Origin of the sequence: Streptomyces sp. NPDC058001 (assembly GCF_042886315.1) — a bacterium.
Classification (GTDB): domain Bacteria; phylum Actinomycetota; class Actinomycetes; order Streptomycetales; family Streptomycetaceae; genus Streptomyces.
On record NZ_JBHVQT010000002.1, the window covers coordinates 528,722 to 550,235 of the forward strand.

Consider the following 21,514-nt stretch of genomic DNA (forward strand, 5'->3'; position numbering starts at 1 on the left):
GACCAACTCCCGTACCGTACAAGGATCTTGACAGAATCTGATGGGCCATCAGGCAACGTTCGGCGAGTGCATTGACTTTTCACACGACCCGCACATCAATGGCCGCATTCTTCAGCAGTCAGAAGGGGGCACCATGGGTTCACCGACCCGAAGACGCCGCTGGGCGGCCCTGTTGGGCGTGGCCGCGCTCGCGGTCGCCGGGGGAGGGACGCTCGCCACCCCGGCGAGCGCTCTGGCGACAGCTTCCCAGCAGGTCGACTTCGCGACGCACTGCATACCACCGCCGATCGCCGGCATCCCACCCATCGACGGCACCACCACCGCCGAGATCACGGTCGACAACGCCGCACCCAAGGTCGGAGACACCGTCACCGTGACCTACACGGTGGTCACCCCGGCCGCGAGCAACCCGGTCGACCTCGCCCTGCCCGCCGACATCATGACGCCGACCGGCAAGGTCACCCTGACCGGTGCGCAGACCGGTGACGTGACCGTCGCCGGACCGAAGAAGAACCCGCCCGTGCCGGGCAAGGGCTCCTTCCCGTCGTTCAGCATGACCGGCACGTTCACCGTCACCAAGGCCGGCGCGATCAACCTGTCGCCCGGCGACTACAACATCCACACCAGCTACATCATGGAGCTGGACACACCCTGCACGGTCACCAACCCGCCCGCCCCCGTCTCCGAGACGGTCGCGGCGACCGGCGGCGGCGAGACCAACCTCCGGGCCATCTCGCTCGATGCGGCCTCCGGCAAGCCCGGCGACAGCGTCGAGGTCAGAGGCAGCAAGTTCACGGCCGGAGCCACGGTGACCCTCGCGGGCCGCGCCGGGGCCACCGAGTCCGCGGACCGGGCGACCCTCACCGCCGACGCACAGGGTTCCTTCACCGGCACCCTCGCCGTCAACGACAAGGCGACGACCGGCGTGGTGGCGTACGAAGGCAGCGCCTGGAGCGCGGAGAAGGGCGCGGGGCCGGCCGCGTACGTCGTCATCGACGACACACCGCTGCCGGAGAACAGCCAGCAGCTCACCACCTCCGTACAGGCGGGCACCCTGTCGATGTCACAGGCCGGGGACACCGTCGCCATGGCGCCGGTCGACTTCGGCAAGGGCGGCTTCTCGCGCGGCTCCCTGAACACGGTGACCGTGAAGGACTTCCGCGGCGGACCCGCGGGCTGGTCCCTCACCGGTAAGGTCACCGACTTCAAGGGACCGGGCGGCGCGACCATCGACGCGGCCAAGCTGGGCTGGACACCGGTCTGCACGACCAAGGACGGCAGCCCCAGTACCTGTGTCGCCGGATCCCCCGGCAGCGTCGGCAGCGCGGGCGCGACCCTCGCCTCCGCACCCAACGGCACCGTCACCGGTGGTGAGTTCACCGTCGACGCCCGGGTCTCCCTGAACGTCCCGGCGTTCACGGCCCCCGGCGCGTACTCCGGCGTGCTCACCCTCACCCTCAGCTAGGGCCTTTTGGATCAGGCCGTGCCCTAGTCACCCGGTGGGCCGGGCGCGCACCCGCCCTGCCCGCCCCGATCACCCGGGGGTCCGCACCCGTGCGCAAGCTGTACGCCACCCTTCTGACGCTCCTCGCGGCGGTGCTCGCCGCCACCACGCTGTCCGCGGCCCCCGCGCGGGCCGCCGACAACGGCAGCTGGTCCGTGTTCCCCACCTCGTCACAGCTCGCCCAGCGCCCGTACTTCTTCCTCTCGGCCGACCCGGGAAGCACCCTCACCGACAAGGTCACCGTCACCAACAAGACCGGCGAGCCGCTCACCTTCCGGCTGTACGCGGCCGACGCCTACAACACCGCGCGCGACGGCGGATTCGCGGTCCGCACGAAGGACGAGAAACAGCGGGGCGTCGGCGCCTGGGCCAGGCCCGCCCGCGACAAGGTCACGGTGAAACCGCACGGTTCGGTCACCGTGCCCTTCACACTGCGGGTGCCCGAGAACGCGGAACCCGGTGACCACCCCGGCGCCCTGGTCGCCCTCGACGAACGCGTCGACCCCGCCGACGGAGCCGTCGCGGTCGGTGTGCGGCGCGCCGTGGGTGCCCGGATCTATCTGCGGGTCGGCGGCCCCACCATGCCCGCGCTCGCCGTCGAGAAGGTCCGCGTCACACACCGGCAGCCCCTCGTCCCCGGCTTCGGCGACAGCACCGCCGTCATCGCGTACACCCTGCGCAACACCGGCAATGTCACCCTCAACCCGCGCGTCGAACTGACCGCGAAGGGCCTGTTCGGGCGGACGCTGCTGTCCCGGGCGCTGACGAAGATCCCCTCCGAACTGCTGCCGGGGCAGGAGGTCCGGCTCAGCGAACCGTGGCGCGGCGCCCCGCAGTTGGACTGGGGCGACATCACCCTCACGGCGAGCGCGCCGCACACCCGGGAGTCCGCGAGCGCGTCGTTCTTCGCCCTCCCCTGGCTGGTCGCCGTCCTGTTCCTCGCGGCCCTCGTGATCACGGGCGTGGCCCTGAGACTGCGCAAAAGCCCCAGGACCAGTACTGGAAGCCCAAGGACCCGTACCGTAAAGGGAATTGTGGCGGCGGTGCTCAGACCGCGTCGGGTCCGCGCTCGCCGGTCCTGACCCGTACCACCGTCTCGACGGGCACCGCCCACACCTTGCCGTCGCCGATCTTGCCGGTGTGGGCGGCGGCCACGATCGCTTCGATCACCGGCTCCGCGTCCGCGTCCTCGACCACGACCTCGATCCGCACCTTGGGCACCAGATCGATCTGGTACTCGGCGCCCCGGTACACCTCGGTGTGCCCGCGCTGACGCCCGTACCCGCTGGCCTCCGTCACCGTCAGGCCCTGGATGCCCCGCTCCTGGAGCGCCGTCTTCACCTCGTCGAGACGGAAGGGTTTGACGATCGCGGTGATGAGCTTCATGGCGTGGCCTTCCGGGGGACGGCGGAGTGGGCGGGGGCCGCGGTCGGGGCGCCGTGGCCGAACACGCCGTGATCGTAGGCGCTCTCGGCATGCACCGTCTGGTCGAGCCCCGTCACTTCCTCCTCCTCCGAGGCCCGGAACCCCAGCAGCCGGTCGATGAGTTTGCCGATCCCGTACGTCACCAGGAAGGTGTACGCGGCCACCGCCACCACCGCGACCGCCTGCCGCCAGAGTTGGCCGAGGCCGCCCCCGTAGAACAGGCCCTCGCTGCCGCCGGTCATCGCGGCCGTCGCGAACAGGCCGATGAGCAGGGTGCCGACGACCCCGCCGACGAAGTGCACCCCGACGACGTCGAGCGAGTCGTCGTAGCCGATACGGAACTTCCAGCCGACCGCGTACGAGCAGACCACGCCCGCCGCCAGGCCCACCACCGTCGCGCCGACGACGCCGACCGTGCCGCAGGCCGGGGTGATCGCGACGAGTCCGGCGACCGCGCCCGACGCGGCACCGAAGGTGGTGGGGTGCCCGTCGCGCCGCTGCTCCACAAAGAGCCAGCCGAGCAGGCCGGTGCAGCCCGCGACCAGGGTGTTGAGCAAGGACGCGGCGGCGAGGCCGTTCGCGCCGAGGGCCGAGCCGCCGTTGAAGCCGAGCCAGCCGAACCAGAGCAGGCCCGCGCCGAGGACCACCAGCGGCAGATTGTGCGGGCGCATCGCGTCCTTCCGGAACCCGATGCGCGGGCCGAGCACCAGCGCGAGCGCCAGTCCGGACGCGCCGGACGCGATCTCGACCACCAGACCGCCCGCGAAGTCGAGCGCCCCGAGCGTGTTCGCGATCCACCCGTCGGGACCCCACACCCAGTGCGCCACGGGGACGTATACGAGGAGGGTCCACACCGGTACGAAGACGAGCCAGGCCGCGAATTTCGTACGGTCCGCCACCGCGCCGCTGATCAGGGCCGCCGTGATGATCGCGAAGGTTAGCTGGAAGGTCGTGAACAGGAGGGTGGGGACCGTGCCGGTGAGCGTGTCCGGGCCGATGCCCGCCATGCCGATGTGGTCGAGGCCACCGATGAGCCCGGCGAAGGTGTCGTCGCCGAACGCGAGTGAGTAGCCCGCGAGCAGCCAGACGACGGTGACGAGCGCGATGGAGACGAAACTCATCATGAGCATGTTGAGGACGCTCTTCGTACGGACCATGCCGCCGTAGAAGAGGGCCAGGCCCGGGGTCATCAGGAGGACGAGGGCGGTGGCGGCGAGCAGCCAGGCGGTGTCGCCGGTGTCGGGGCCGGTGGGGGTGCTCGTGGCGGCGGTCGTGGCGGCGCTCGTGGTGGCGGCGAGTACGAGGGGGGTCACGGGGGTCTCTCCTCGGAACGGCGGTGGGGTGCGCTGAGGATGCGGGCCGGGGGAGAGCTTGTTGGGTGGGGGTTTCACATTGTGTACGGGGGTGTTTCCGGGGTGTTTCGTGTTGCGGGGAGGTTTCCGGGACCTCACGGTGCGGTGGGGTCCGGTCGATCAGGGACAATGGGCGCCATGAGCGTTCGTACCCAGTCATCCGAGCCGTCCGAGGTCACCCACCGGGCGGGCTTCGCCTGCTTCGTGGGCCGCCCCAACGCGGGCAAGTCCACCCTCACGAATGCTCTGGTCGGCCAGAAGGTGGCGATCACCTCGAACCGGCCGCAGACCACCCGGCACACCGTGCGCGGCATCGTGCACCGATCGGACGCCCAGCTCGTCCTCGTGGACACCCCGGGCCTGCACAAGCCGCGCACGCTGCTCGGGCAGCGGCTCAACGACATCGTCCGCACCACCTGGGCCGAGGTCGACGTCATCGGGTTCTGTCTGCCCGCGAACGAGAAGCTCGGGCCTGGCGACCGGTACATCGTCAAGGAACTGGCGGCGATCCGGAAGACCCCCAAGATCGCGGTCGTCACGAAGACCGACCTGGTCGACTCGAAGACCCTCGCGGAGCAGTTGATCGCGGCTGATCAGCTCGCCAAGGAGCTGGGTTTCGAGTGGGCCGAGATCGTGCCGGTGTCGGCGGTCGGGGACCAGCAGGTGGATCTTCTCGCCGACCTGATCGCACCGCTGCTGCCGGAGGGGCCGGCGCTCTACCCCGAGGGCGACCTCACCGACGAGCCCGAGCAGGTCATGGTCGCGGAGCTGATCCGTGAGGCGGCGCTTGAGGGGGTACGGGACGAGTTGCCGCACTCCATCGCCGTGGTCGTGGAGGAGATGCTGCCGCGTGAGGACCGCCCCGCCGACCGTCCCCTCCTGGACATCCACGCCTTCGTCTACATCGAGCGCCCGAGCCAGAAGGGCATCGTGATCGGACCCAAGGGCAAGCGGCTCAAGGAGGTCGGGATCAAGTCACGTCAGCAGATCGAGGCGTTGCTCGGTACGCCGGTGTTCCTGGACCTTCATGTGAAGGTGGCCAAGGACTGGCAACGGGACCCTCGCCAGCTCCGAAAACTGGGCTTCTAACCAACCGCACCTTCGACCACGGTCCCCTCCCACCGACGGCCCCCGGCACCTCGGCGGACGTCCCGCCGTGGGACCAGCGCCTTGCGGGCGCTGACACCCACCGTGGAGTAGGCGGTGATCGCATGGTTCATGAAGTTCATCACGACCAAGAGCTTCATGCCTTCCTGTGATTGATGAGGGGTGGGCCGGACGCCCGGTCCAGGACGAGCCGTTCGGGTTCCTCGCCGGGGAGGATGGAGATCTGGCAGCGGCAGCAGATCACCGGCGCGCCGCCCTCAGCGCGCGGCGCAGAGCCGTACCGGGTACGCACTTGGACTGGTCGGCGTTGCATTGTGCGCACGTCACGGTGTGTTCGATCAGGGCCTCGTACGCGATGGCGGCCTCCGGGAAGAACTCGACGCGGCCGTCCTCGGTCACGTAGGTGAGCTGGGGCCCGGTCATACCCGTGTCCCTACGGCGACCGTGTCGGACCCGGCCAGTCTGGCCATGGCGCGGAGCGCGATGCACAGGCGTCGGTCATCCAGTAGTTCGAGGTTCCACAGCTTGACAGTGCGGGGGAAACGGACCGCGACGATCAGCGCGAGGAACGCCTTGTCCTCCGGAGTCAGCCCCGGCGCCCGTGCGTACCGGGCCTCGAACTGCAACCAGTCACACGACACCGCACCGTCGTGCTCGGTCACCAGAAGCCGACGCACCCACTCCCGCGCCAATAACTCGTCCTCCTCGACCAGCGCGGCCAAGGCGGCTCGCTCGCAAGAGGGTTGGTCCCGCACCCACGCGGTGAGCCGGTCGGTCAGCAGTGTGGGGGCAGGGTCCGGATCGGGCACTGTGGTGAGGACTGTTGTCTCTGCGCTCACGCTGCCGCTCCCCGCTGGAGTGCGTCGGCCAGTCGCACAGCCACGTCCGCGCGGACACGGTCGAAGTCGACAAGGCGGAGACTCGGTGCCGCAGGTGCCACGGCGAGCGACAGCAGTACGACGCCTGCCTGATCGGGACCGCCCGCAGGGGCTCCCCGGCTGTGGAGGGATCTAAATCATCGCGTTCTGTGACCATGGAGAGGACGGTAGGGACGGGGAGTTACCGGTCGCGATGCAATGTTCTCGAATGTTCTCGCAGACTGGCCACATGTTCTCGTTTGATCTCATACGAAGGTGTGCAAGCTGTAGTGCGGGCGCATCAGCGCAGGTGATGGTGAGGGCGACAGGGCCCCACACCACGGGAGGCGACCATGGCGCGACGGCTGCGCTTCAACGGGACCGACAGCAAGAACGGTAACTGCCCCGCGGTTCACGAGGATCTCGACTCCGGTGAGATCATCGTCCAAGGGACACCGCTCAACGACCCCGAGGACATCGCCCAGCTTCGGCACTTCGGCCCCGGAGACACGGCGGTGATCGTGCCCCGTGAACTCCTCGCCAACCACGGCCCCAAGGAGGGCGCCCGCGTGTCCAAGCTGATCGATCTGGATGAGTTCGGCAGGCTCTTCGAGACCTTCGAGCATTCAGCCTGGCACCTGGAGACCCGGCGGGGCTACGCATCGGACCGGGAGGACCCCGGGTACGCCGAGTTCCTTGCGAGCGGTACCGCCCCGTGCGACCACGACAGCGAGTGGTGCGCGAACATCCGACGGCAGACGGCCGCCGGGAAGTACGTCGGCCGTGTCCGAGTCGTCGACAACCCGCCCGCCGAGGGCCAGTTGTTCCTGCTGGACTACGCCCGGTGCAACGCGGCCACCGGCGAGGACGTGCGGAACGTGTGGCGTGAGGACGCCGAGCGCGCGCACCTGCCTGCCGAAGATTTCTGGATCTTCGACAGCCGTCTGGTGACGGTGCTCTGCTTCAACGAGCAGGACGAGTTCCACGCCGTAGAAGTGCTCACGGAGCCCGCCGAAGTCCTGCGCTACTGCCAAGTCCGTGACACCGCCATGCATCACTCAGTCCCGTACGACGAGTTCGCGACGCGACTGCGCGCCGTCCGATAGCGGAGAGCCGGTGAGTACAGACTTCCAGCAGGCCAGGGAGGCTCTCGGGCTGCGCTTGAGGGAACTACGACTCGCGGCCCCTGGTGGTCGGCTCACCGGTACTCAACTCGCTCAGCGGCTCGGCTGGCCACACTCCAAGATCTACAAGCTGGAGAACGGTCAGCAGACCGCCACCAGCGAAGACCTGCGCGCCTGGGTCGACGGAGTCGACCAGCCGGACCTCTTCGAGGAACTGGACGCCCGCCTCAGAGGATTCGAGTCCCATATCCGCTCCTGGCGCCGACAGTTGGCCGCCGGGCATCGCCCCGTGCAGGACACTTGGAACCTTGAGGTCGGGCGGTCCCAGGTCGTCTACGTCTGGGAGGAGTCCGTCGTCCCCGGCATGCTCCAGACCGCCGACTACGCACGGCACATGTTCCTCCGCTACGCGGATCTGCACGGGACGGTACGCGATACCGATGAGGCTGTTCGTGCCCGCATGCGGCGTCAGGAGTGGTTGTACGAAGCCGGCCGCAAATTCCACGCCCTGGTGTGGGAGGCAGCCCTCCACGCCCTGATCTGCCCTCCGGCTGTCCTCGCCGGTCAGCTCGACCGCCTCGCGGGCGTCATCGGCATGGACACCGTGGAGCTGGGCATCATCCCGCTCGGCGCCTCGCTCAAGATCCCGACGGCCAACGGCTTCTGTGTCCTGGACGACAGGCTCGTGATCGCCGAGGACTGGCATGCTGAGCTGTGGCTGGATGACGCCGACTCCGTCGCCACCTATCTGCGGGTCTGGAACACACTCCGGGAGTCGGCTGTGTACGGAGCCGAGGCTCAGAACGTCATCAATGCCGCACGGCGTGCGCTGAACCCACGCTGACCGGCCGATCCACCGGCCCAGGCGCGACGGTGCCGTAGCCTCACCGTCAAGGGCGGTTCCACGTTGTCAGGGTCGCCAGGTCTGGGGCCAGGGTGTGGGACCAGGCTCGGTAGCCCGCTGGGGACGGGTGGAAGTGGTCGGCCGCCAGCCACTTGCCCGGTGCCTTCGGGAGGGCGCCCGATCGTACGTGCCGTACCGCGAACCCTCGTCGCGCGACCAGCCTCAACTGCCGGTCCAAGAGGTGCACGTACAGGCCCAGTGGCCCCCGTACCCCCCGCGGCAAGCTGTCGAAGTTGTCCACGCTCGGCAGACCCGCGAACACGATCGGCACATCCTCGCCGAGCCGCAGCCGGACGTCCCGTACCAGCAGGGCGGCCTCGCGGCGGAACGCCCGGGGTCTGCGCAGCCGCAGCGCGTCGTTGACGCCCGCCGCGACCAGGACCAGGTCCGGGCGCCAGCGCGTCGCCGGGTCGGTCAGTCCGGCAGCAGCCCGCTCCGTACGGTGGCCATCGTCGCGCCCGATTTCGCCGAGACCCGCCACGAGACCGTATGTCCGGTCAGACCGGAGAGTGCCTCCGCGACTGTAGGGGGTCAGCCGAGATAACGGCCGGAAGGGATGGTAGCGCGGTCTTGAGCGAGTGACCGCCGCCTCTGGGGGCTGCTTGATGTCGGTCACGGGAGTCGAGCGTAGGGCCCTGCGGCGTGACCTCGATAGAATGGACCGCGTATCCGCGGTTCAAGCGGCTGATGTCTGCGCGGGAGATGCATGTTTTCTTCACTCCCAAGCCCGAGGAAGCGGCCTGGGTGCTGGAACGGACCCGTTCCGACGAGCATCTGCTTGCCTTGTCGCTGGCGCTGAAGTGCTACCAGAAACTGGGCTACCTCCCGAAGGCCGCCGAGGTGCCCGAGACGGTGGTGGAGCATGTGCGCGGTGCCCTGGAGTTGCCCGAGGGCATGGGCCGGCCGCACTACGAATCGGCTAACACCGCCAAGTTGCACCGCAAGCTGGTGCGCGAGCGGCAGGGGGTCTCCTACGACTAGGAGCGGGCCCGTCAGATTGCCGAGGAGGCGGTCCGGCGGGCGGCGCTGGTGTAGAACAACCCGCCGGACCTGATCAACGTCGCGCTGGAGGAACTGGTTCTGACGACCGGTGAGCTGCCTACATTCCGCACCCTGGACGTGATGGCAGCCCGGGACCAGCCGGGAGGTGAACGAGGACATCTTCGACGCCATCAGATCCCGGATGACGATGCAGGACCGGTCCCGCCTGCTGGCCCTGCTGGACATGGGCGGGCTGGACCGCAAGAGCGGGCTGAACCGGCTGAAGAAACCCGCGAAGCGGCCCAGCTGGGGCCATCTGAAGGAGCAGCACAAGCACCTCCAGTGGGTCGACGGTCTCGGGGACACCGACGCGTGGCTGGAGGGGATCACACCCCAGCCGGTCGCATTGACCGCTTCTGACCCTGGTATACCGCGGTAAAAGGGCTGGGATGGGGCTGGCCTGCGGTCGGGCGGAAATGAGGACCGCTCGGGCCGGAGCGACGAGCGACGCCGGACCCAAGGTTGCGCGGTGGTGTGCTGACGCGAAGGGTTTTGCGACAGTGCCCCGGCCATCGGTTTCCGGGGAAACTCTGGGCCGATGGCATGGGCGTCCGCCGTAAAGCACAGGCAGGTCGGTCGGCCTGATGTTGGTGTCGGCGGCGGCGGCGGCGGCGGTGCGTGCCGTGTCGTGGAAGTCTGCTGCGGTCAAGCAGGGGAGCCGCGTGCGGGATGCGTCGTAGCGTCCTGCCTGGGTGGGTCGCGGCCGACCTGATCGAACTCGCGCTTTGACTACGTCACTCTCCTTGGGGAGAGCGCCCAGTTCCCAGAACCGGACGCTGATGTCGTCGGCCCACTCCTGTGCAACAACAGCAGCGGGTCAGGGCCAACTGGTCGCTCGTACCGCCCCTGGGTGCCGACGGTTGCAGAAGGAGTGGGCGGGAGTGTCGGTGTGCATACGAGTAGATCGTCTGCCGGCGTGGGGGAGACCAGTTGACCGCCGCGCATCGGGGGAATCACTACTCAATCGTCACATTGGCGCTCTAGGGGTGCGCATCGCACGCTAGGGTTCACTTCGCACATGGGGAGTGTGCTTTGGATCACATTGCACGACCGGTCGGCCCATGTCGCGGGCCCGGCGCGGTCGCATGGCTGGGGGCCACATGCTGGAGATGGTCAAGGGTGCCAATGTCGGACTGGACGCCCTGAGCGAGGACATCGGTTCTGTGGTCCTGAGCTTGGCCTGGCGCAGCGCGACAGGGGACGGGGACGCGGATGTGTCCCTGCTGCTGGTGGGCGGGGACGGAAAGGTGCGCAATGACGCGGACTTCTTCTTCTACAACAATCCGGCTTCGGCCGACGGCAGCGTGCAGTTGCTCGGCAAGACACCGACGGCCGACGGCAGTGAGGACCGGATCACCCTCGATCTGAGCGCCATGTCGTCGGGTGTGGAACGCGTCGTCCTGGCGGCCAGCAGGTATGGCGGCGCGCGGTTCGGAGATCTGGATGAGCTGCGCATTACGCTGGCCGACCGTACTGGCGAGCCGCTTCTCATGTTCTCCATCGACGACGCGGGGGTGGAAAGTGCCTTCATCTTTGGTGAGCTGTATCGCCGGGGTGCGGAGTGGAAGTTCCGGGCCGTCGGCCAGGGGTACGAGAGCGGTCTGGCGGGTCTGGCGACGGATTTCGGTATCGATGTGGACGATGCGTCCGAGGAGGATCCTGAAGCGTCGGTGGAGGATGCCGCCCCAGTGCCTTCCGCCGCGGTGCTGGGTACTTTGGCCACAGAGCTTCCGGCGACGCCGCCTGCTCGGCCCACAGCACCCGAAGTCGTCGGCGTGCCCGCGCCTCGGCGTCCCCGTACCGCCAAGAAGAAGGTCGTTCTTCCCAAGACGGGCGGGAGGTCACTCGCCGAGAATGACGCGTGGCGACGTGCCCGGCTCTTCCCCGTCCCGTCCCTCAAGAGCGATCGTGAACGGGAGACGCGGGCGACATCCGTCCTGCTCTCGGTGATGGCCCAGGTGCCGGAGTTCGGGCGCAGGCTCACCGCCGCCTTCGGCGCTCCCGCTGGCCGCATGGAGACCTTCACGGAGGTCACACTGCCGCACGGGGACACGCCCAAGCGCCCTGACGGCGTCATCCGTGTGGAGCGTGCGGGAAAGTTGTGGACGGCCTTGGTGGAGACGAAGACCAACGGCAACGCGCTCAAGGCTGCCCAGGTGCAGGACTACATGGACATCGCGGCGAGGCGTGGCTACGAGGCCGTGATCACGTTGTCGAACGACGTGGCTCTGGACGGCAGCCCCCTGGTGGATGTCAAGGTGGACGGCCGGCGCAAGCACAAGGCGGCGCTGTGGCACCTGTCTTGGGCGGAGGTCGCTCACCAGGCGCAGATGCTGATCCGCCACGAAGGCGTCGGCAACGCCGCCCACGCGTGGCTCCTCCTCGAACTTCTCCACTACCTCCAGCACGAGAATTCCGGCTGTCACGGTTTCCAGAACATGGGACCCGCCTGGGTGCCGGTACGCAAGGGAATCGACGAGGAGACGCTCTGTCAGGGCGACCCGCACGCCATCCAGGTGGTCGAGAGCTGGGAACGCCTCGTCCGCCAGGTCTGCCTGCGGCTCGGAGGAGAACTGGGCCAGAAGGTGCTGCCCGTACAGCGGGCCAAGCGGGGCACCGATCCCCATACCCGCCGCGTCACTCTGGCCGACCGTCTCTGCGAGGACGGCCGCTTGCATGCCGAACTCCGTATGGACGGCACACCGGGTGCCCTGTCCGTCGCGGCCGACCTGCGCACCGGCAAGCTGCGCACCTCCATCGACATCCCGGCCCCGGAACAGGGCTATCCCCTCACCTGGGCCAAGCGCCTGATCCGCCAACTCGCCGAAGCGCCGGCTGACCTGCACATCGAGACGCTCGTCGAGGGCCAAGGCGGGGGCCCGCGCGGCACCCTGGAACGACTCCGCCCCGAACCGGCGGACATCCTCCCGCGAGACGGCGCCCAGATCACCGGCTTCCGGCTGTCCCTCTTGAAGGGCATGGGCAGCACGCGCGGTAACACCGACTCCGGCTTCATCCGAAGCGTCGACGACGCCGTGGACCGCTTCTACACCAGCGTTGTCGTCCACCTTGAACGCCGCCCGGGCAAAGGCCCCCAGCTCGCCGAAACCACCGCCGGATGAGGTCTACTTGGTGTGGACGCAGGTAACCTTGGTCGCCACGCGAGGGCCCGAAACGATGTCACGAGGAGCTTCGAGTGGCTTGGGTCAGGCGCTGGCATTCCCTCAGGCATGGTCGAAGTGCACCCCTTGGGCCGAAGCGTGACAGGACCGGTCGCTCGGCCGTTCACACAGTTCGCGTCGATCTCTTCCATCGTCGGGCCGGTAAGAAATCCTCCGCCGAATTGGGGAACGCTTCGCGGCACGGATGGCCGTGCGCGAACTCAAGCGGCAGGGCTGACCCGGATCGACCGTCTGTGCGGCTGAGCCCGGTCGACGGGGACCCTCAGGCCATTGACCTGAGGGTTCCGCGTCCGGGTGAGTGACGAGAAGCGGATGCCGACGTACGAAGGCTCAGCCGCCCACTTCCCCGGTCAGACCTTGGCCACGGTCGGCCACGGATGCGGCGAAGTCGGCGATCGCCTTCCGCAGCGGTTCGGCCGCGGTCTTCGGATCGGCGCGGGTGTCCAGCCCGAGCACCAGGATGCGCCCCACCAGCCCGCGCGGCCCACGGATTTCAAGCTGGTGGTCGGACGGTCCTTTCGGGTCGGGATGGACCACCAGGGCGAGGGGATTGCCGGGGTCGGTGTAGCCGGCGATGTAGGTGAGGAGCTGGTGGCGGTCCTCACGCGAGACGTTCGTCTTCGCGTAGTTCTTGTACTTCGCGTCCACGACCAGGTAGGGCGTGGTTCCGGGGGGTGCGGCAGGCGGGGCGAAGGACAGCAGTACGTCGGGAGGAAAGTGCGGGGTTCTGCTCCCGTGCCTTCCGTGCGTCTCGATGCGGTGGCCCGCGTCCCGGGCCCATCGGCCACCGACAGCAGCTGCTGCTTCGACCGTCATCCGCTGGACGACGCTCTCCCAGAGATCGTCCAGCTTGAGCAGCAGCCCTTGCGCCCCGAAGCCGTACGGGTTCAGTAGATCGTTGGGTCCGCCGCCGCCGAGCACCATGCGTGCCCATGCGTGGGCGGGCCGGTAGTGGTCGTTGAGTACGGAGTACCGCCCGCAGGCGAGCAGCGGCAACGCGTCCGGGACCCGGAGAGGGGCCGGGAAGTCCTGTGCCGTGGCGGCCAGTTGGTGCTTCAGGAGCGGATCGCTCACTTGGCGGGCTGCGGCGGCCAGGGCGGCTCCGCACACCAGATTCTCCCAGCCTCCGTCCTCGTACTCGAAGGTCCTGACGTGCAGCTGGTCGACCGCGCCGAAACATCTGGTGGCCTGCGCCTCTACGTTCAGCCGACCCCGCAGCGTGGTGTCTACACGCTGTCGGCGTACGTAGTCCCTGCGCAGACCGCGGCGCGACAGCAGACGACACTCGTACAGCAAGGCGGCGGGTACCAGCCCCGCGTACCCGTCCTTGCCGAGCGGCCAATTGCGCAGCCCCTCGTCGGTAGTGCTGTTCTGTCCGTTGGCGTACGAGAGCCAGTCAATCAGTCGATTGCCTGCGATCGGGAACTTGGGGCGGAGCACCAGCCGGATGCGGCTGAGTTCCAGAACCCCGGTGATCGTCCGTGCGGTGAGGACACAGTGGTCCGGCTTCTCGACCACACCGACGGCCTTGAGCTCACGGAGCCTGTGGAGATCGGCGGAGCTCAGATCATGTTTCGGTATCTTGCCGGACTTGTACTCGTCGAGCGTCACTTCCCGCCTGGCGGCTCCCTGCGGCACCCGGCTACCCCTCGTTCCATTCGGCCTCGGCCGACGCGCCGTCCTCGTCGGCGGTTCCGACGGTCCCGGCGGTGACGAAGACCTTCGCCAGCATGCCCGGAAGGTCCCTCGGATTCGTCTGAACGACCCGTCCCGTCCTGTCGTCCACCAGCTCGCCCAGCACGGCCCGCAGCATTTCGGGGCGGCCGAGGCAGTAGTCCGTCACGATCGGCACGATCTCGTGGTGGAAGGCGTGCGAGAGCTGCTCCGCGGTGGCGAGCGGCCGGTCGTCGGAGAGGAGGTACGCCTGGCCGAGCAGATGGTCCGGGCCGAATTGCGCGTCGAGCCGCTCGTTCAGGCCCTCCAGAAAGGAGGCCAGCCCAAGCCCTTCGACCTCGCCGTCCAGAGAGTCCAGGTCCGGCGGTACGTCGAGGAACGCGAATCTGCGCCGGATCGCGGAGTCGATGTGGCCCACGCTGCGGTCTGCGGAGTTCATGGTGCCGATGATGCGGACGTTCGGCGGCACGGTCCGCTGTCGTCCGCTGGTCGGCAGGGTGATGGAGACCGATCCTCGCTTGTCGAGTTCCAGCAAGGTGATCAACTCGCCGAGAATGCGGGGCAGATCACCGCGATTGATCTCGTCCACGACTATCAGGAAGAGGTCGTTCGAGGCTTTCTCGGCCGCCTCGCAGACCCGGAGGAAGACCCCGTCCTTCATCTTCAGATGGAGCCCAGCCCCGTCCGCCGCCGTGTCCGGCCTGAAACCCTCGACGAAGTCCTCGTATCCGTAGGACGGATGGAAGGTCACCATCGTGAGCCGTGCCGCCCGTGCCTCCTCAGACCCTCCCGCTTCTCCGGCCCCTTCCGCCTTCTTGGGCACTGCGGACAGTTCCGCGAGAACCGCGGCCCGCTCTCCCGGAGTCGCCTCGATCAGGTCCGCGCGTCCCGCAAGGGCGAGGGCGACATTGAGCGCCAGCCGGGTCTTGCCGGTGCCGGGCGGGCCCTGGAGTATGACCTGCCCCTTGTGCTCCAGCAGATCCCGTACTTTCCGTACGTCATCGGGCAGCTCGTCATCGGGCAGCCCGGCCCCCTCCACCGCTGCAGCTTTCTCCACGACACCGGCTTCACCGGCCCCGTCGGCGTCACCGACCAGGCCGAGGAATTCGTCGGCGTCGTGCTGGCCCCGCCCGCGCCGGATCTCCCGCATCAAGGTGCCAGGCACCTTGGCGAGCGTCTGCTGCCAGGCGTGCCGGGGCGCATCGAAGCTCTGGGCGTACGAGGTGTCCCAGTCCACGCTCACGGTGTGGCGGTGCGTCTGTGCGCCGGGATCGTACGCGTACCCTCCCACGACGGTGCCCACGGCCAGCACCTCCGATTTTCCTCGGTTGGCGACGACGAGATCGCCGCGCTCCAGGTCGCGGTAGGCCAGCATCTGCCGTGCAAGCTTCAGGTTTCCGCCGGTGCTGCGCGGCCACTGCTGGTCCAGTGCGGCCTTGAGTTCCTGGTCGCTCTCGTAGTGCACCAGACTGCCGACCTCGTCCCAGGCGATCCGGATGCGACGGTTCTGGAGGCAGTCGTCCCAGAGGCTCGCGCGTTCCCCGGGCGCGATCTTCCAGACCACGCGGTCATGCGGACGCGGATCGTGGAAGGTGTACAGGAAGTCCATTACCTCATGCGGACTCCACCCCTTGAACTCCTCGTACTCACCAAGGAGTTCGAGCAGCTCGCGGTTTGCCCGCCACGTACGCACGCCGGAGGAGTACGCACGCGGCCTGCCGCCCAGCAGTGCGGTGAAGTGGCGGACGTGCGCGGCTGAGAAGACGGGCAGGAACTCACCGGGGAAGTAGACCGCCAGTGCCTTGGTGGTCAGCGCCTGTCCGTACGACAGCGACTCCAGGTCGTCCAGAAGTTCGTACGCCCCCTTCCGCGCCGCGTCGAAGGCCGTCACGAACTCGGAGCGCACCTGGGCCCACGCCGCTTCCACCTCTAGCTCGCGCAACGCGCTGGGCACGACTCGCCACTGGCCCGACCGGTGCTGGTAGACGATGTGCTTTGCCGCGCTGCCGCCGCGGATACTGCCGAAATTGTCGGTGCCGTACTCCATCAGCCGGCAGAAGGAGAGCCCGCTCTTGCGGCCGTCAGGCCCCAACGCGTACTGCTCCAGTTCCAGCTCTCCCCAGCTCTCCAGCGAAAACGAGGTCAGCACCCTCTGCCGCTCGTCCTCCGCCAGGTTGGCGGCCTGCTGCGCCCCCTCCCGATCAAAGTGCGCAATGCGCGCAGCGAGCCCTTCCCGGAACTGCCCACCCTCAGCCATGTGCGTATTCTTCGGCATCGGGCCGGACCGGAACAGCAACATCAGGAAACGGTTCCTCCCCGCCGCGCCTCCTGCTGCCCGAAGCGCCGCAGGTGCTCCTGCAGGCCCCGGGCAACGACAAAGCCCCGGGCCACTGGCCTGGGGCTTTCGTATGGAACGTATGGAGCGGATGACGAGAATCGAACTCGCGCTCCGAGCTGGGGAATCAACCAGCACTTGAGTGCCGGGGGCACCTCTGACCAGCGAAAACCCTGTGCGGATGTGCTCCTGGTCAGCGGCCTGATGGTGCCGGTAGTGACCGGACTCAGGTGTGGGAGCCGTCCGGGCTCGGGGTGAGGTTCTGGAGCCCGATGACCCTGAGGAGTTCCAGGCGTTCGTGGGACTCCGTACCGGGGCGGGCCGAGTGGACCAGGAGGGACTGGTTGCCGCCGGCCGTCAGCAGGATCTCGCAGTCGAGCTCCAGGAGACCGACCTGCGGGTGCAGGAAGCGTTTCGTGTCGGCGCGGCGTACGGCGACCACATGTGAGTCCCACAGGGTCCTGAACTCCTCGCTCGCCGCCAGGAGTTCGGCGACCAGCGCGGCCGGTGCCGGGTCGTCCGGGCGGGCCGCCGTCACCGCGCGCAGGCTTGCGACATGCGCCCGCGCGTGCCTGGGCCGGTCCTCGGGCGGGAACAGCTCCCGCGCCGCCGGATTGAGGAAGAACCGGCGCGCCATGTTCCGGTCGCCGGCCGGAAGCGCGCTGACGTCGCCGGACAGCGCGGCGGCCATCCGGTTCTGCGCGAGGACATCGCCGTAGTCGTTCACGATCAGCGCGGGCGAGTCGTACAGCCGGTCGAGGATCAGCAGCAGACCGGGGCGCACATGGCCGGACGCCGGGCCCGAGCGCGGGGGCTGCTCGCCCGCAAGGTTGAACAGGTGGTCCCGCTCGTCGTCGGACAGCCGCAGCGCCCGCGCGAGGGCGCCCAGCATCTGCCGCGACGGACGCGGCCCGCGCCGCTGTTCGAGCCGGGTGTAGTAGTCCACGGACATCCCGGCGAGCTGCGCCACTTCCTCACGGCGCAGGCCCGGCGTACGCCGCCGCGACCCGGACTCCAGACCCACGTCGGACGGGTCGAGGCGGGCACGCCCCCGGCGCAGGAAGTCGGCGAGCTGCGGTCGGTCGAGTCGTTCCACACCCCCAGCATCACCCCTCACCGACCCCCGCGACCAGCTCCCAGCCAGGGAGTACCGGTCCCCTGATACCCACTCCCGGGACCACCGGGTCTCTCCCGCCACGTACGCCACGGAGTCACGCTGGACACACGTACATGGTCGGCCACTACGGACGGGGAACACGATGCTCACTCTGGTGACGGGGGCCACAGGACAGGTCGGGCGCCGTCTCGTGCCCCGGCTCATCGCCCGCTCGGCGGCGGAGCCGGAGGACCGGGTCCGGGTGCTCGTACGGGACGCCGAACACGGCGCCCCCTTCGCCGCGCTCGGCGCCGAGGTGAGCGTCGGCGATCTGCGGGACGACGGGGTTCTCGGCAAGGCACTCGCCGGAACGGACGCCGTGGTGAACGTCGCCGCCGCGTTCCGGGGCGTCCCCGACGAGGAGGCGTGGGCCGTCAACCGGGACGCCGCGCTGGAACTGGGGCGGGCCGCCGTCGCCTCCGGGGTGCGACGGTTCGTCCAGGTCAGCACGAACCTTGTGTACGGGGCCGGGCGCGGCCGGCCGCTCACCGAGGACGATCCGGTGGTGCCGGGCGGTCCGATGTGGGGCGCGTACCCCGCGTCCAAGGAGGAGGCGGAGCGCGGGCTGCTGGCCCTGGACGGTCTCGACGTACGCGTCGGCCGGCTGGCGTTCGTCTACGGGGACGGGGATCCGCACCTGGCCCAGTCGCTGCGGTGGGCGTCGGAGTGGGCGGCCTCGCAGCGGTTGCAGGTCGTGCATCACGCCGATGTGGCACAGGGGTTGATACGGCTGCTGTACGCGCCCGGAGTCGCCGGACGCGTCTACAACATCGCGGACCACGCCCCCGTCACGGCGGTGGAGTTGCACCAGGTCAACGGGGTAGAGATCCCCGCCGCCATGAACGACCGGGAGATCCCCGACCTCTGGCACGGGGTCGTGTCCACCGGGCGGATCCGGCGCGAGCTGGGCTACCGGCCGTTGCTGCCGAGCGTGTGGTGCGCCGTGGACAGCGGAGCCTTGTGACCCACCTGGCGGGGTGCTGTCACGTGAGATTCCGCAGTGCCTCGCGCAGCCAGTGGTACGACGCCTTCGGTGTCCGCGCCTGTGTGGCGTAGTCGACGTGGACCAGGCCGAATCGCTGGGTGTACCCCTCCGCCCACTCGAAGTTGTCCAGCAGCGACCAGACGAAGTAGCCGCGGACGTCGACGCCCGCGGTCAACGCCCCGTGCAGCGCCCGCAGATGGCCGTCCAGATAGGCGATACGGTCCTGGTCGTCCAGGCCCTGGTACGAGCAGCCGTTCTCCGTGATCACGAGGGGCGGGAGCCGGTCCCCGTACCGGTCCCTGAATCCCGTCAGCAGTTCGGTCAGGGCCTCGGGGACCACCGGCCAGCCGAAGTCGGTGAGCGGGCGGCCCTCGATCTGCCGTGGCGCGAAGGGGAGTTCGGCGGGGAGGGTGACTCCGCCGTACTCGGAGCCGGCCGCGCCCGGGGCGCCGACCTTCGTGGGCGCGTAGAAGTTGACGCCGTACCAGTCGACGGGCCCCGCGATGATCTCCAGGTCGGCGGCGACATCGCCAGGCAGCAGATCCGCGATGCCGTCCGGGTAGCGGCCGGTGAGGACCGGGTCGGCGAAGAGACGGTTCAGGAGGACGTCGTAGAAGTCGGCCGCGTCACGGTCGGCCTGGGCGTCGGACGCCGGCCAGGTCGGGCCGTGCGAGTTCGCGATACCGATGTCGTCGGCGCCCGCCGCGCGCAGCGCCCTCAACGCCAGGCCGTGGGCGAGGAGTTGGTGGTGGGCGGCGGGCAGCGCGTCGAAGAGCAGCTTGCGGCCGGGTGCGTGTTCGCCGATCGCGTGGCCGAGAAGGGTGTGTTCGGCGGGCTCGTTGATCGTGATCCACTTCGTGACACGGTCGCCGAGGCGGGCGGCGACGACAGCCGCGTACTCCGCGAAGCGCTCCGCCGTGTCCCGGTGCAGCCAGCCGCCCGCCTCCTCCAGGGCGAGCGGGGTGTCCCAGTGGAAGAGGGTGGGTACGGGGCGGACGCCCTGCGCGCACAGCTCGTCCACGAGCCGGTCGTAGAAGTCCAGGCCACGGTGGTTGACGGCGCCCGAGCCGGTGGGGATCACCCGGGGCCAGGAGATCGAGAAGCGGTACGCGTCCACGCCCAGGTCGCGGACGAGGGTGACGTCCTCGCGGTACCGGTGGTAGTGGTCGCAGGCCGTGGCCGAGGTGCTGCCGTCCTTGACTCGGCCCGGTTCGGCGGTGAAGGCGTCCCATACGGATGCGCCCCGGCCGTCCTGGTCCACGGCGCCCTCGATCTGCTGTGCCGAGGTGGCCACGCCCCACAGGAAACCCGCGGGGAAGGTGGGGAGGGAAGGGGTGGTGGTGGCTGTCATGGCCGGATCATCCATACGGGGATCGCGCTACGCCAGACCAATCCAGAGCGAATTTTCCCCGACGGCGGGACGCCACACGGCGGAGACCGGCGGTGCCGAACCGGGTGGTCGGGGTGGGTTCGGCACCGCCGGAGGCTCACGCCCCTTCCTTCAGTACCCCCGTGATCAACTGGCGTTGTGGTTCCGTCAGATGGGGGTCCGTGCAGTAGCGGGTGCGGCCATCGGCCGTGATGCGGTACGCGAAGCCGTCCGGAACGCCCAGCGGCGGCGTCGCGTGGCCCGCCGCCAGGGCCTGTTCGGCCAGGGCCGTCCATGTCGCCGCGTCCGGGCGGCCCGTCGTGTCCAGTGCCGCCCGCCGCTCGATCCCCGCGAACCCGCCCGTCCGTCTCACTTCGATCCGCATGCCTGACTCCTACCCCGCCGCCGGGACCCCCACCTGCGACCACGCCTTGAGAACCGACTCGTGCTCCTCGCCCCCGTCACCGAACAGCGCCCGCGCCGCCGCGTTCGTGAGGCGGGCGAAAGCCGCGAAGTCCGCGTCCGCCGCCAGCTCGCCGCCGGTCAGCGTGGCGTACCAGATCCGGCCGGCCCGCTCCCACGCGTGGCCGCCAAGCGCCGTGGCGACCAGGTAGAACGCCCGGTTCGGGATACCGGAGTTGATGTGCACGCCGCCGTTGTCGCTGCTCGTGCGGACATAGTCGTCCATCGTGCCGGGCTGCGGGTCCTTGCCGAGTACGTCGTCGTCGTACGCCGTGCCCGGCTCCTTCATCGAGCGCAGCGCCTTGCCCGTGACGCGCGGCGCCAGCAGACCCGCGCCGATCAGCCAGTCCGCTTCGGCCGCGCTCTGCCCCAGCGCGTACTGCTTGATCAGCGAGCCGAAGACGTCCGACACCGACTCGTTCAACGCGCCCGACTGCCCGTAGTACGCGAGGTTCGCCGTGTACTGCGTGACCCCGTGCGTCAGTTCGTGCCCAATGACGTCGACGGGGATCGTGAAGTCGAGGAAGATCTCGCCGTCCCCGTCGCCGAACACCATCTGCTCGCCGTTCCAGAAGGCGTTGTTGTACTCCCGGTCGTAGTGGACCGTCGCGGTCAGCGGCAGACCCGCGCCGTCGATCGAGTCGCGCGCGAACGCCTTGAGGTAGGTGTCGAACGTCGCGCCCAGACCCGCGTACGCCCGGTTGACGGTCGCGTCCCGGCCCGGCTCGGCCCCCTCCGCCCGCACCACGCGCCCCGGCAGCTCCGTACCGTGCCGGGCGTCATGGATCGACCGGCGCGGGCCCGCGCCGGCCCCGGTCGGGGGCGCTGCGGTCACCGTCGGCGCGGCGACGGCGGTCAGCCGGCGGCGGGTCCGTTCGAGGGCGTCCCGCTCCAGAGTGCGGCGGGCGGGCCCCGACAGGGCGGGATCCTCCTGCCGGGCCAGGCGGTCCAGGACGTGCGGCGGCACGATCGAGCAGAACACGGGCGAGGGGGAGCGGTGGGGGGTGCGGCCGGGGGCCGGCGTTGCTGTCATGTTC

The 21,514-nt window shown here is 69.2% G+C and carries 20 protein-coding genes; 9 read left to right on the forward strand and 11 right to left on the reverse strand.

Annotated features, from left to right (window positions below; genetic code table 11):
- Nucleotides 1-133: 133 nt before the first annotated feature.
- Nucleotides 134-1,465 (forward strand): beta-xylosidase, encoded by a 1,332-nt coding sequence (locus ACFVT5_RS05770; protein WP_389881770.1) that lies wholly within the window; start codon nucleotides 134-136, stop codon nucleotides 1,463-1,465.
- A gap of 89 nt (nucleotides 1,466-1,554) precedes the next feature.
- Nucleotides 1,555-2,586, forward strand: coding sequence for a WxL protein peptidoglycan domain-containing protein (locus ACFVT5_RS05775; RefSeq protein WP_389881772.1), 1,032 nt, complete (start codon nucleotides 1,555-1,557; stop codon nucleotides 2,584-2,586).
- On the opposite strand, the gene ACFVT5_RS05780 is transcribed toward ACFVT5_RS05775, so the two are convergent.
- Together ACFVT5_RS05780 and ACFVT5_RS05785 are read right to left on the reverse strand one after the other, a co-directional pair.
- Nucleotides 2,552-2,890, reverse strand: a complete 339-nt coding sequence (locus tag ACFVT5_RS05780) for a P-II family nitrogen regulator (protein ID WP_389881774.1) — start codon at nucleotides 2,888-2,890, stop codon at nucleotides 2,552-2,554. The two genes, ACFVT5_RS05775 and ACFVT5_RS05780, sit on opposite strands and share 35 nt — an antisense overlap.
- On the reverse strand, nucleotides 2,887-4,149 hold the full coding sequence (locus ACFVT5_RS05785; protein WP_389882099.1) for an ammonium transporter: 1,263 nt from the start codon (nucleotides 4,147-4,149) through the stop codon (nucleotides 2,887-2,889). Before ACFVT5_RS05785 ends, ACFVT5_RS05780 begins: the two co-directional genes overlap by 4 nt.
- A 261-nt stretch (nucleotides 4,150-4,410) precedes the next feature.
- Between ACFVT5_RS05785 and era the strand changes: the two genes are divergently transcribed.
- The gene (gene era, locus ACFVT5_RS05790; RefSeq protein ID WP_389881776.1) at nucleotides 4,411-5,370 is read left to right on the forward strand and encodes a GTPase Era; all 960 of its coding nucleotides are present in this window, start codon (nucleotides 4,411-4,413) and stop codon (nucleotides 5,368-5,370) included.
- A gap of 258 nt (nucleotides 5,371-5,628) precedes the next feature.
- Here era and ACFVT5_RS05795 read toward each other — a convergent pair whose 3' ends face one another.
- Together ACFVT5_RS05795 and ACFVT5_RS05800 are read right to left on the reverse strand one after the other, a co-directional pair.
- Nucleotides 5,629-5,811, reverse strand: coding sequence for a hypothetical protein (locus ACFVT5_RS05795; RefSeq protein WP_389881778.1), 183 nt, complete (start codon nucleotides 5,809-5,811; stop codon nucleotides 5,629-5,631).
- Nucleotides 5,808-6,227: a hypothetical protein gene (locus ACFVT5_RS05800; RefSeq protein WP_389881780.1), complete on the reverse strand. Its 420-nt coding sequence runs from the start codon at nucleotides 6,225-6,227 to the stop codon at nucleotides 5,808-5,810. The genes ACFVT5_RS05795 and ACFVT5_RS05800 overlap by 4 nt, the downstream gene beginning before the upstream one ends.
- Before the next feature lie 371 nt (nucleotides 6,228-6,598).
- Between ACFVT5_RS05800 and ACFVT5_RS05805 the strand changes: the two genes are divergently transcribed.
- The gene (locus tag ACFVT5_RS05805; protein WP_389881782.1) at nucleotides 6,599-7,351 is read left to right on the forward strand and encodes a DUF6879 family protein; all 753 of its coding nucleotides are present in this window, start codon (nucleotides 6,599-6,601) and stop codon (nucleotides 7,349-7,351) included.
- A gap of 10 nt (nucleotides 7,352-7,361) precedes the next feature.
- Nucleotides 7,362-8,213 carry a helix-turn-helix domain-containing protein gene (locus tag ACFVT5_RS05810; protein ID WP_389881784.1) on the forward strand — a complete coding sequence of 284 codons (852 nt, stop codon included), beginning with the start codon at nucleotides 7,362-7,364 and terminating at the stop codon, nucleotides 8,211-8,213.
- A gap of 46 nt (nucleotides 8,214-8,259) precedes the next feature.
- Here ACFVT5_RS05810 and ACFVT5_RS05815 read toward each other — a convergent pair whose 3' ends face one another.
- A complete protein-coding gene (locus tag ACFVT5_RS05815; protein ID WP_389881785.1) occupies nucleotides 8,260-8,754 on the reverse strand; it encodes a GDSL-type esterase/lipase family protein in 495 nt (164 codons plus the stop codon).
- A 161-nt stretch (nucleotides 8,755-8,915) separates the two neighbouring features.
- On the opposite strand from ACFVT5_RS05815, the gene ACFVT5_RS05820 reads away from it, so the two are divergent.
- The 3 genes from ACFVT5_RS05820 to ACFVT5_RS05830 all read left to right on the forward strand — a co-directional run bounded on the left by ACFVT5_RS05820 (nucleotide 8,916) and on the right by ACFVT5_RS05830 (nucleotide 12,436).
- Nucleotides 8,916-9,254 carry a DUF4158 domain-containing protein gene (locus ACFVT5_RS05820; RefSeq protein ID WP_389881787.1) on the forward strand — a complete coding sequence of 113 codons (339 nt, stop codon included), beginning with the start codon at nucleotides 8,916-8,918 and terminating at the stop codon, nucleotides 9,252-9,254.
- Nucleotides 9,255-9,420: 166 nt separating this feature from the next.
- Complete coding sequence (locus ACFVT5_RS05825; RefSeq protein ID WP_389881789.1) at nucleotides 9,421-9,693, forward strand: hypothetical protein; 273 nt, start codon at nucleotides 9,421-9,423, stop codon at nucleotides 9,691-9,693.
- Nucleotides 9,694-10,423: 730 nt separating this feature from the next.
- Nucleotides 10,424-12,436, forward strand: a complete 2,013-nt coding sequence (locus ACFVT5_RS05830; protein WP_389882101.1) for a TerD family protein — start codon at nucleotides 10,424-10,426, stop codon at nucleotides 12,434-12,436.
- 390 nt (nucleotides 12,437-12,826) lie between these two features.
- Here the strand turns inward: ACFVT5_RS05830 and ACFVT5_RS05835 are convergent, their stop codons facing one another.
- The 3 genes from ACFVT5_RS05835 to ACFVT5_RS05845 all read right to left on the reverse strand — a co-directional run bounded on the left by ACFVT5_RS05835 (nucleotide 12,827) and on the right by ACFVT5_RS05845 (nucleotide 17,601).
- A complete protein-coding gene (locus tag ACFVT5_RS05835) occupies nucleotides 12,827-14,107 on the reverse strand; it encodes a PE-PGRS family protein (protein WP_389881791.1) in 1,281 nt (426 codons plus the stop codon).
- Between the two features lie 31 nt (nucleotides 14,108-14,138).
- A complete protein-coding gene (locus tag ACFVT5_RS05840) occupies nucleotides 14,139-16,427 on the reverse strand; it encodes an AAA family ATPase (RefSeq protein WP_389881793.1) in 2,289 nt (762 codons plus the stop codon).
- Nucleotides 16,428-16,731: 304 nt separating this feature from the next.
- Complete coding sequence (locus ACFVT5_RS05845; protein ID WP_389881795.1) at nucleotides 16,732-17,601, reverse strand: helix-turn-helix transcriptional regulator; 870 nt, start codon at nucleotides 17,599-17,601, stop codon at nucleotides 16,732-16,734.
- Nucleotides 17,602-17,764: 163 nt separating this feature from the next.
- On the opposite strand from ACFVT5_RS05845, the gene ACFVT5_RS05850 reads away from it, so the two are divergent.
- On the forward strand, nucleotides 17,765-18,625 hold the full coding sequence (locus ACFVT5_RS05850; protein ID WP_389881797.1) for an NAD-dependent epimerase/dehydratase family protein: 861 nt from the start codon (nucleotides 17,765-17,767) through the stop codon (nucleotides 18,623-18,625).
- A gap of 19 nt (nucleotides 18,626-18,644) precedes the next feature.
- Here the strand turns inward: ACFVT5_RS05850 and ACFVT5_RS05855 are convergent, their stop codons facing one another.
- The 3 genes from ACFVT5_RS05855 to ACFVT5_RS05865 form a co-directional block, all read right to left on the reverse strand.
- A complete protein-coding gene (locus ACFVT5_RS05855; protein WP_389881798.1) occupies nucleotides 18,645-19,997 on the reverse strand; it encodes a GH1 family beta-glucosidase in 1,353 nt (450 codons plus the stop codon).
- A 136-nt stretch (nucleotides 19,998-20,133) separates the two neighbouring features.
- Entirely contained in the window at nucleotides 20,134-20,400 is a 267-nt protein-coding gene (locus tag ACFVT5_RS05860; RefSeq protein ID WP_389881800.1) for a protealysin inhibitor emfourin, read from the reverse strand.
- A 9-nt stretch (nucleotides 20,401-20,409) separates the two neighbouring features.
- Nucleotides 20,410-21,510 (reverse strand): M4 family metallopeptidase, encoded by a 1,101-nt coding sequence (locus tag ACFVT5_RS05865; protein WP_389881802.1) that lies wholly within the window; start codon nucleotides 21,508-21,510, stop codon nucleotides 20,410-20,412.
- Between the last annotated feature and the right edge of the window lie 4 nt (nucleotides 21,511-21,514).

Coding starts and splice junctions, on each gene's coding strand:
- ACFVT5_RS05770 (WP_389881770.1), top strand. CDS start 134: ATGGGTTCACCGACCCGAAGACGCCGCTGGGCGGCCCTGTTGGGCGTG.
- ACFVT5_RS05780 (WP_389881774.1), bottom strand. CDS start 2,890: ATGAAGCTCATCACCGCGATCGTCAAACCCTTCCGTCTCGACGAGGTG.
- era (WP_389881776.1), top strand. CDS start 4,411: ATGGGCGCCATGAGCGTTCGTACCCAGTCATCCGAGCCGTCCGAGGTC.
- ACFVT5_RS05795 (WP_389881778.1), bottom strand. CDS start 5,811: ATGACCGGGCCCCAGCTCACCTACGTGACCGAGGACGGCCGCGTCGAG.
- ACFVT5_RS05805 (WP_389881782.1), top strand. CDS start 6,599: ATGGCGCGACGGCTGCGCTTCAACGGGACCGACAGCAAGAACGGTAAC.
- ACFVT5_RS05830 (WP_389882101.1), top strand. CDS start 10,424: ATGGTCAAGGGTGCCAATGTCGGACTGGACGCCCTGAGCGAGGACATC.
- ACFVT5_RS05840 (WP_389881793.1), bottom strand. CDS start 16,427: ATGGCTGAGGGTGGGCAGTTCCGGGAAGGGCTCGCTGCGCGCATTGCG.
- ACFVT5_RS05850 (WP_389881797.1), top strand. CDS start 17,765: ATGCTCACTCTGGTGACGGGGGCCACAGGACAGGTCGGGCGCCGTCTC.
- ACFVT5_RS05855 (WP_389881798.1), bottom strand. CDS start 19,997: ATGACAGCCACCACCACCCCTTCCCTCCCCACCTTCCCCGCGGGTTTC.
- ACFVT5_RS05860 (WP_389881800.1), bottom strand. CDS start 20,400: ATGCGGATCGAAGTGAGACGGACGGGCGGGTTCGCGGGGATCGAGCGG.
- ACFVT5_RS05865 (WP_389881802.1), bottom strand. CDS start 21,510: ATGACAGCAACGCCGGCCCCCGGCCGCACCCCCCACCGCTCCCCCTCG.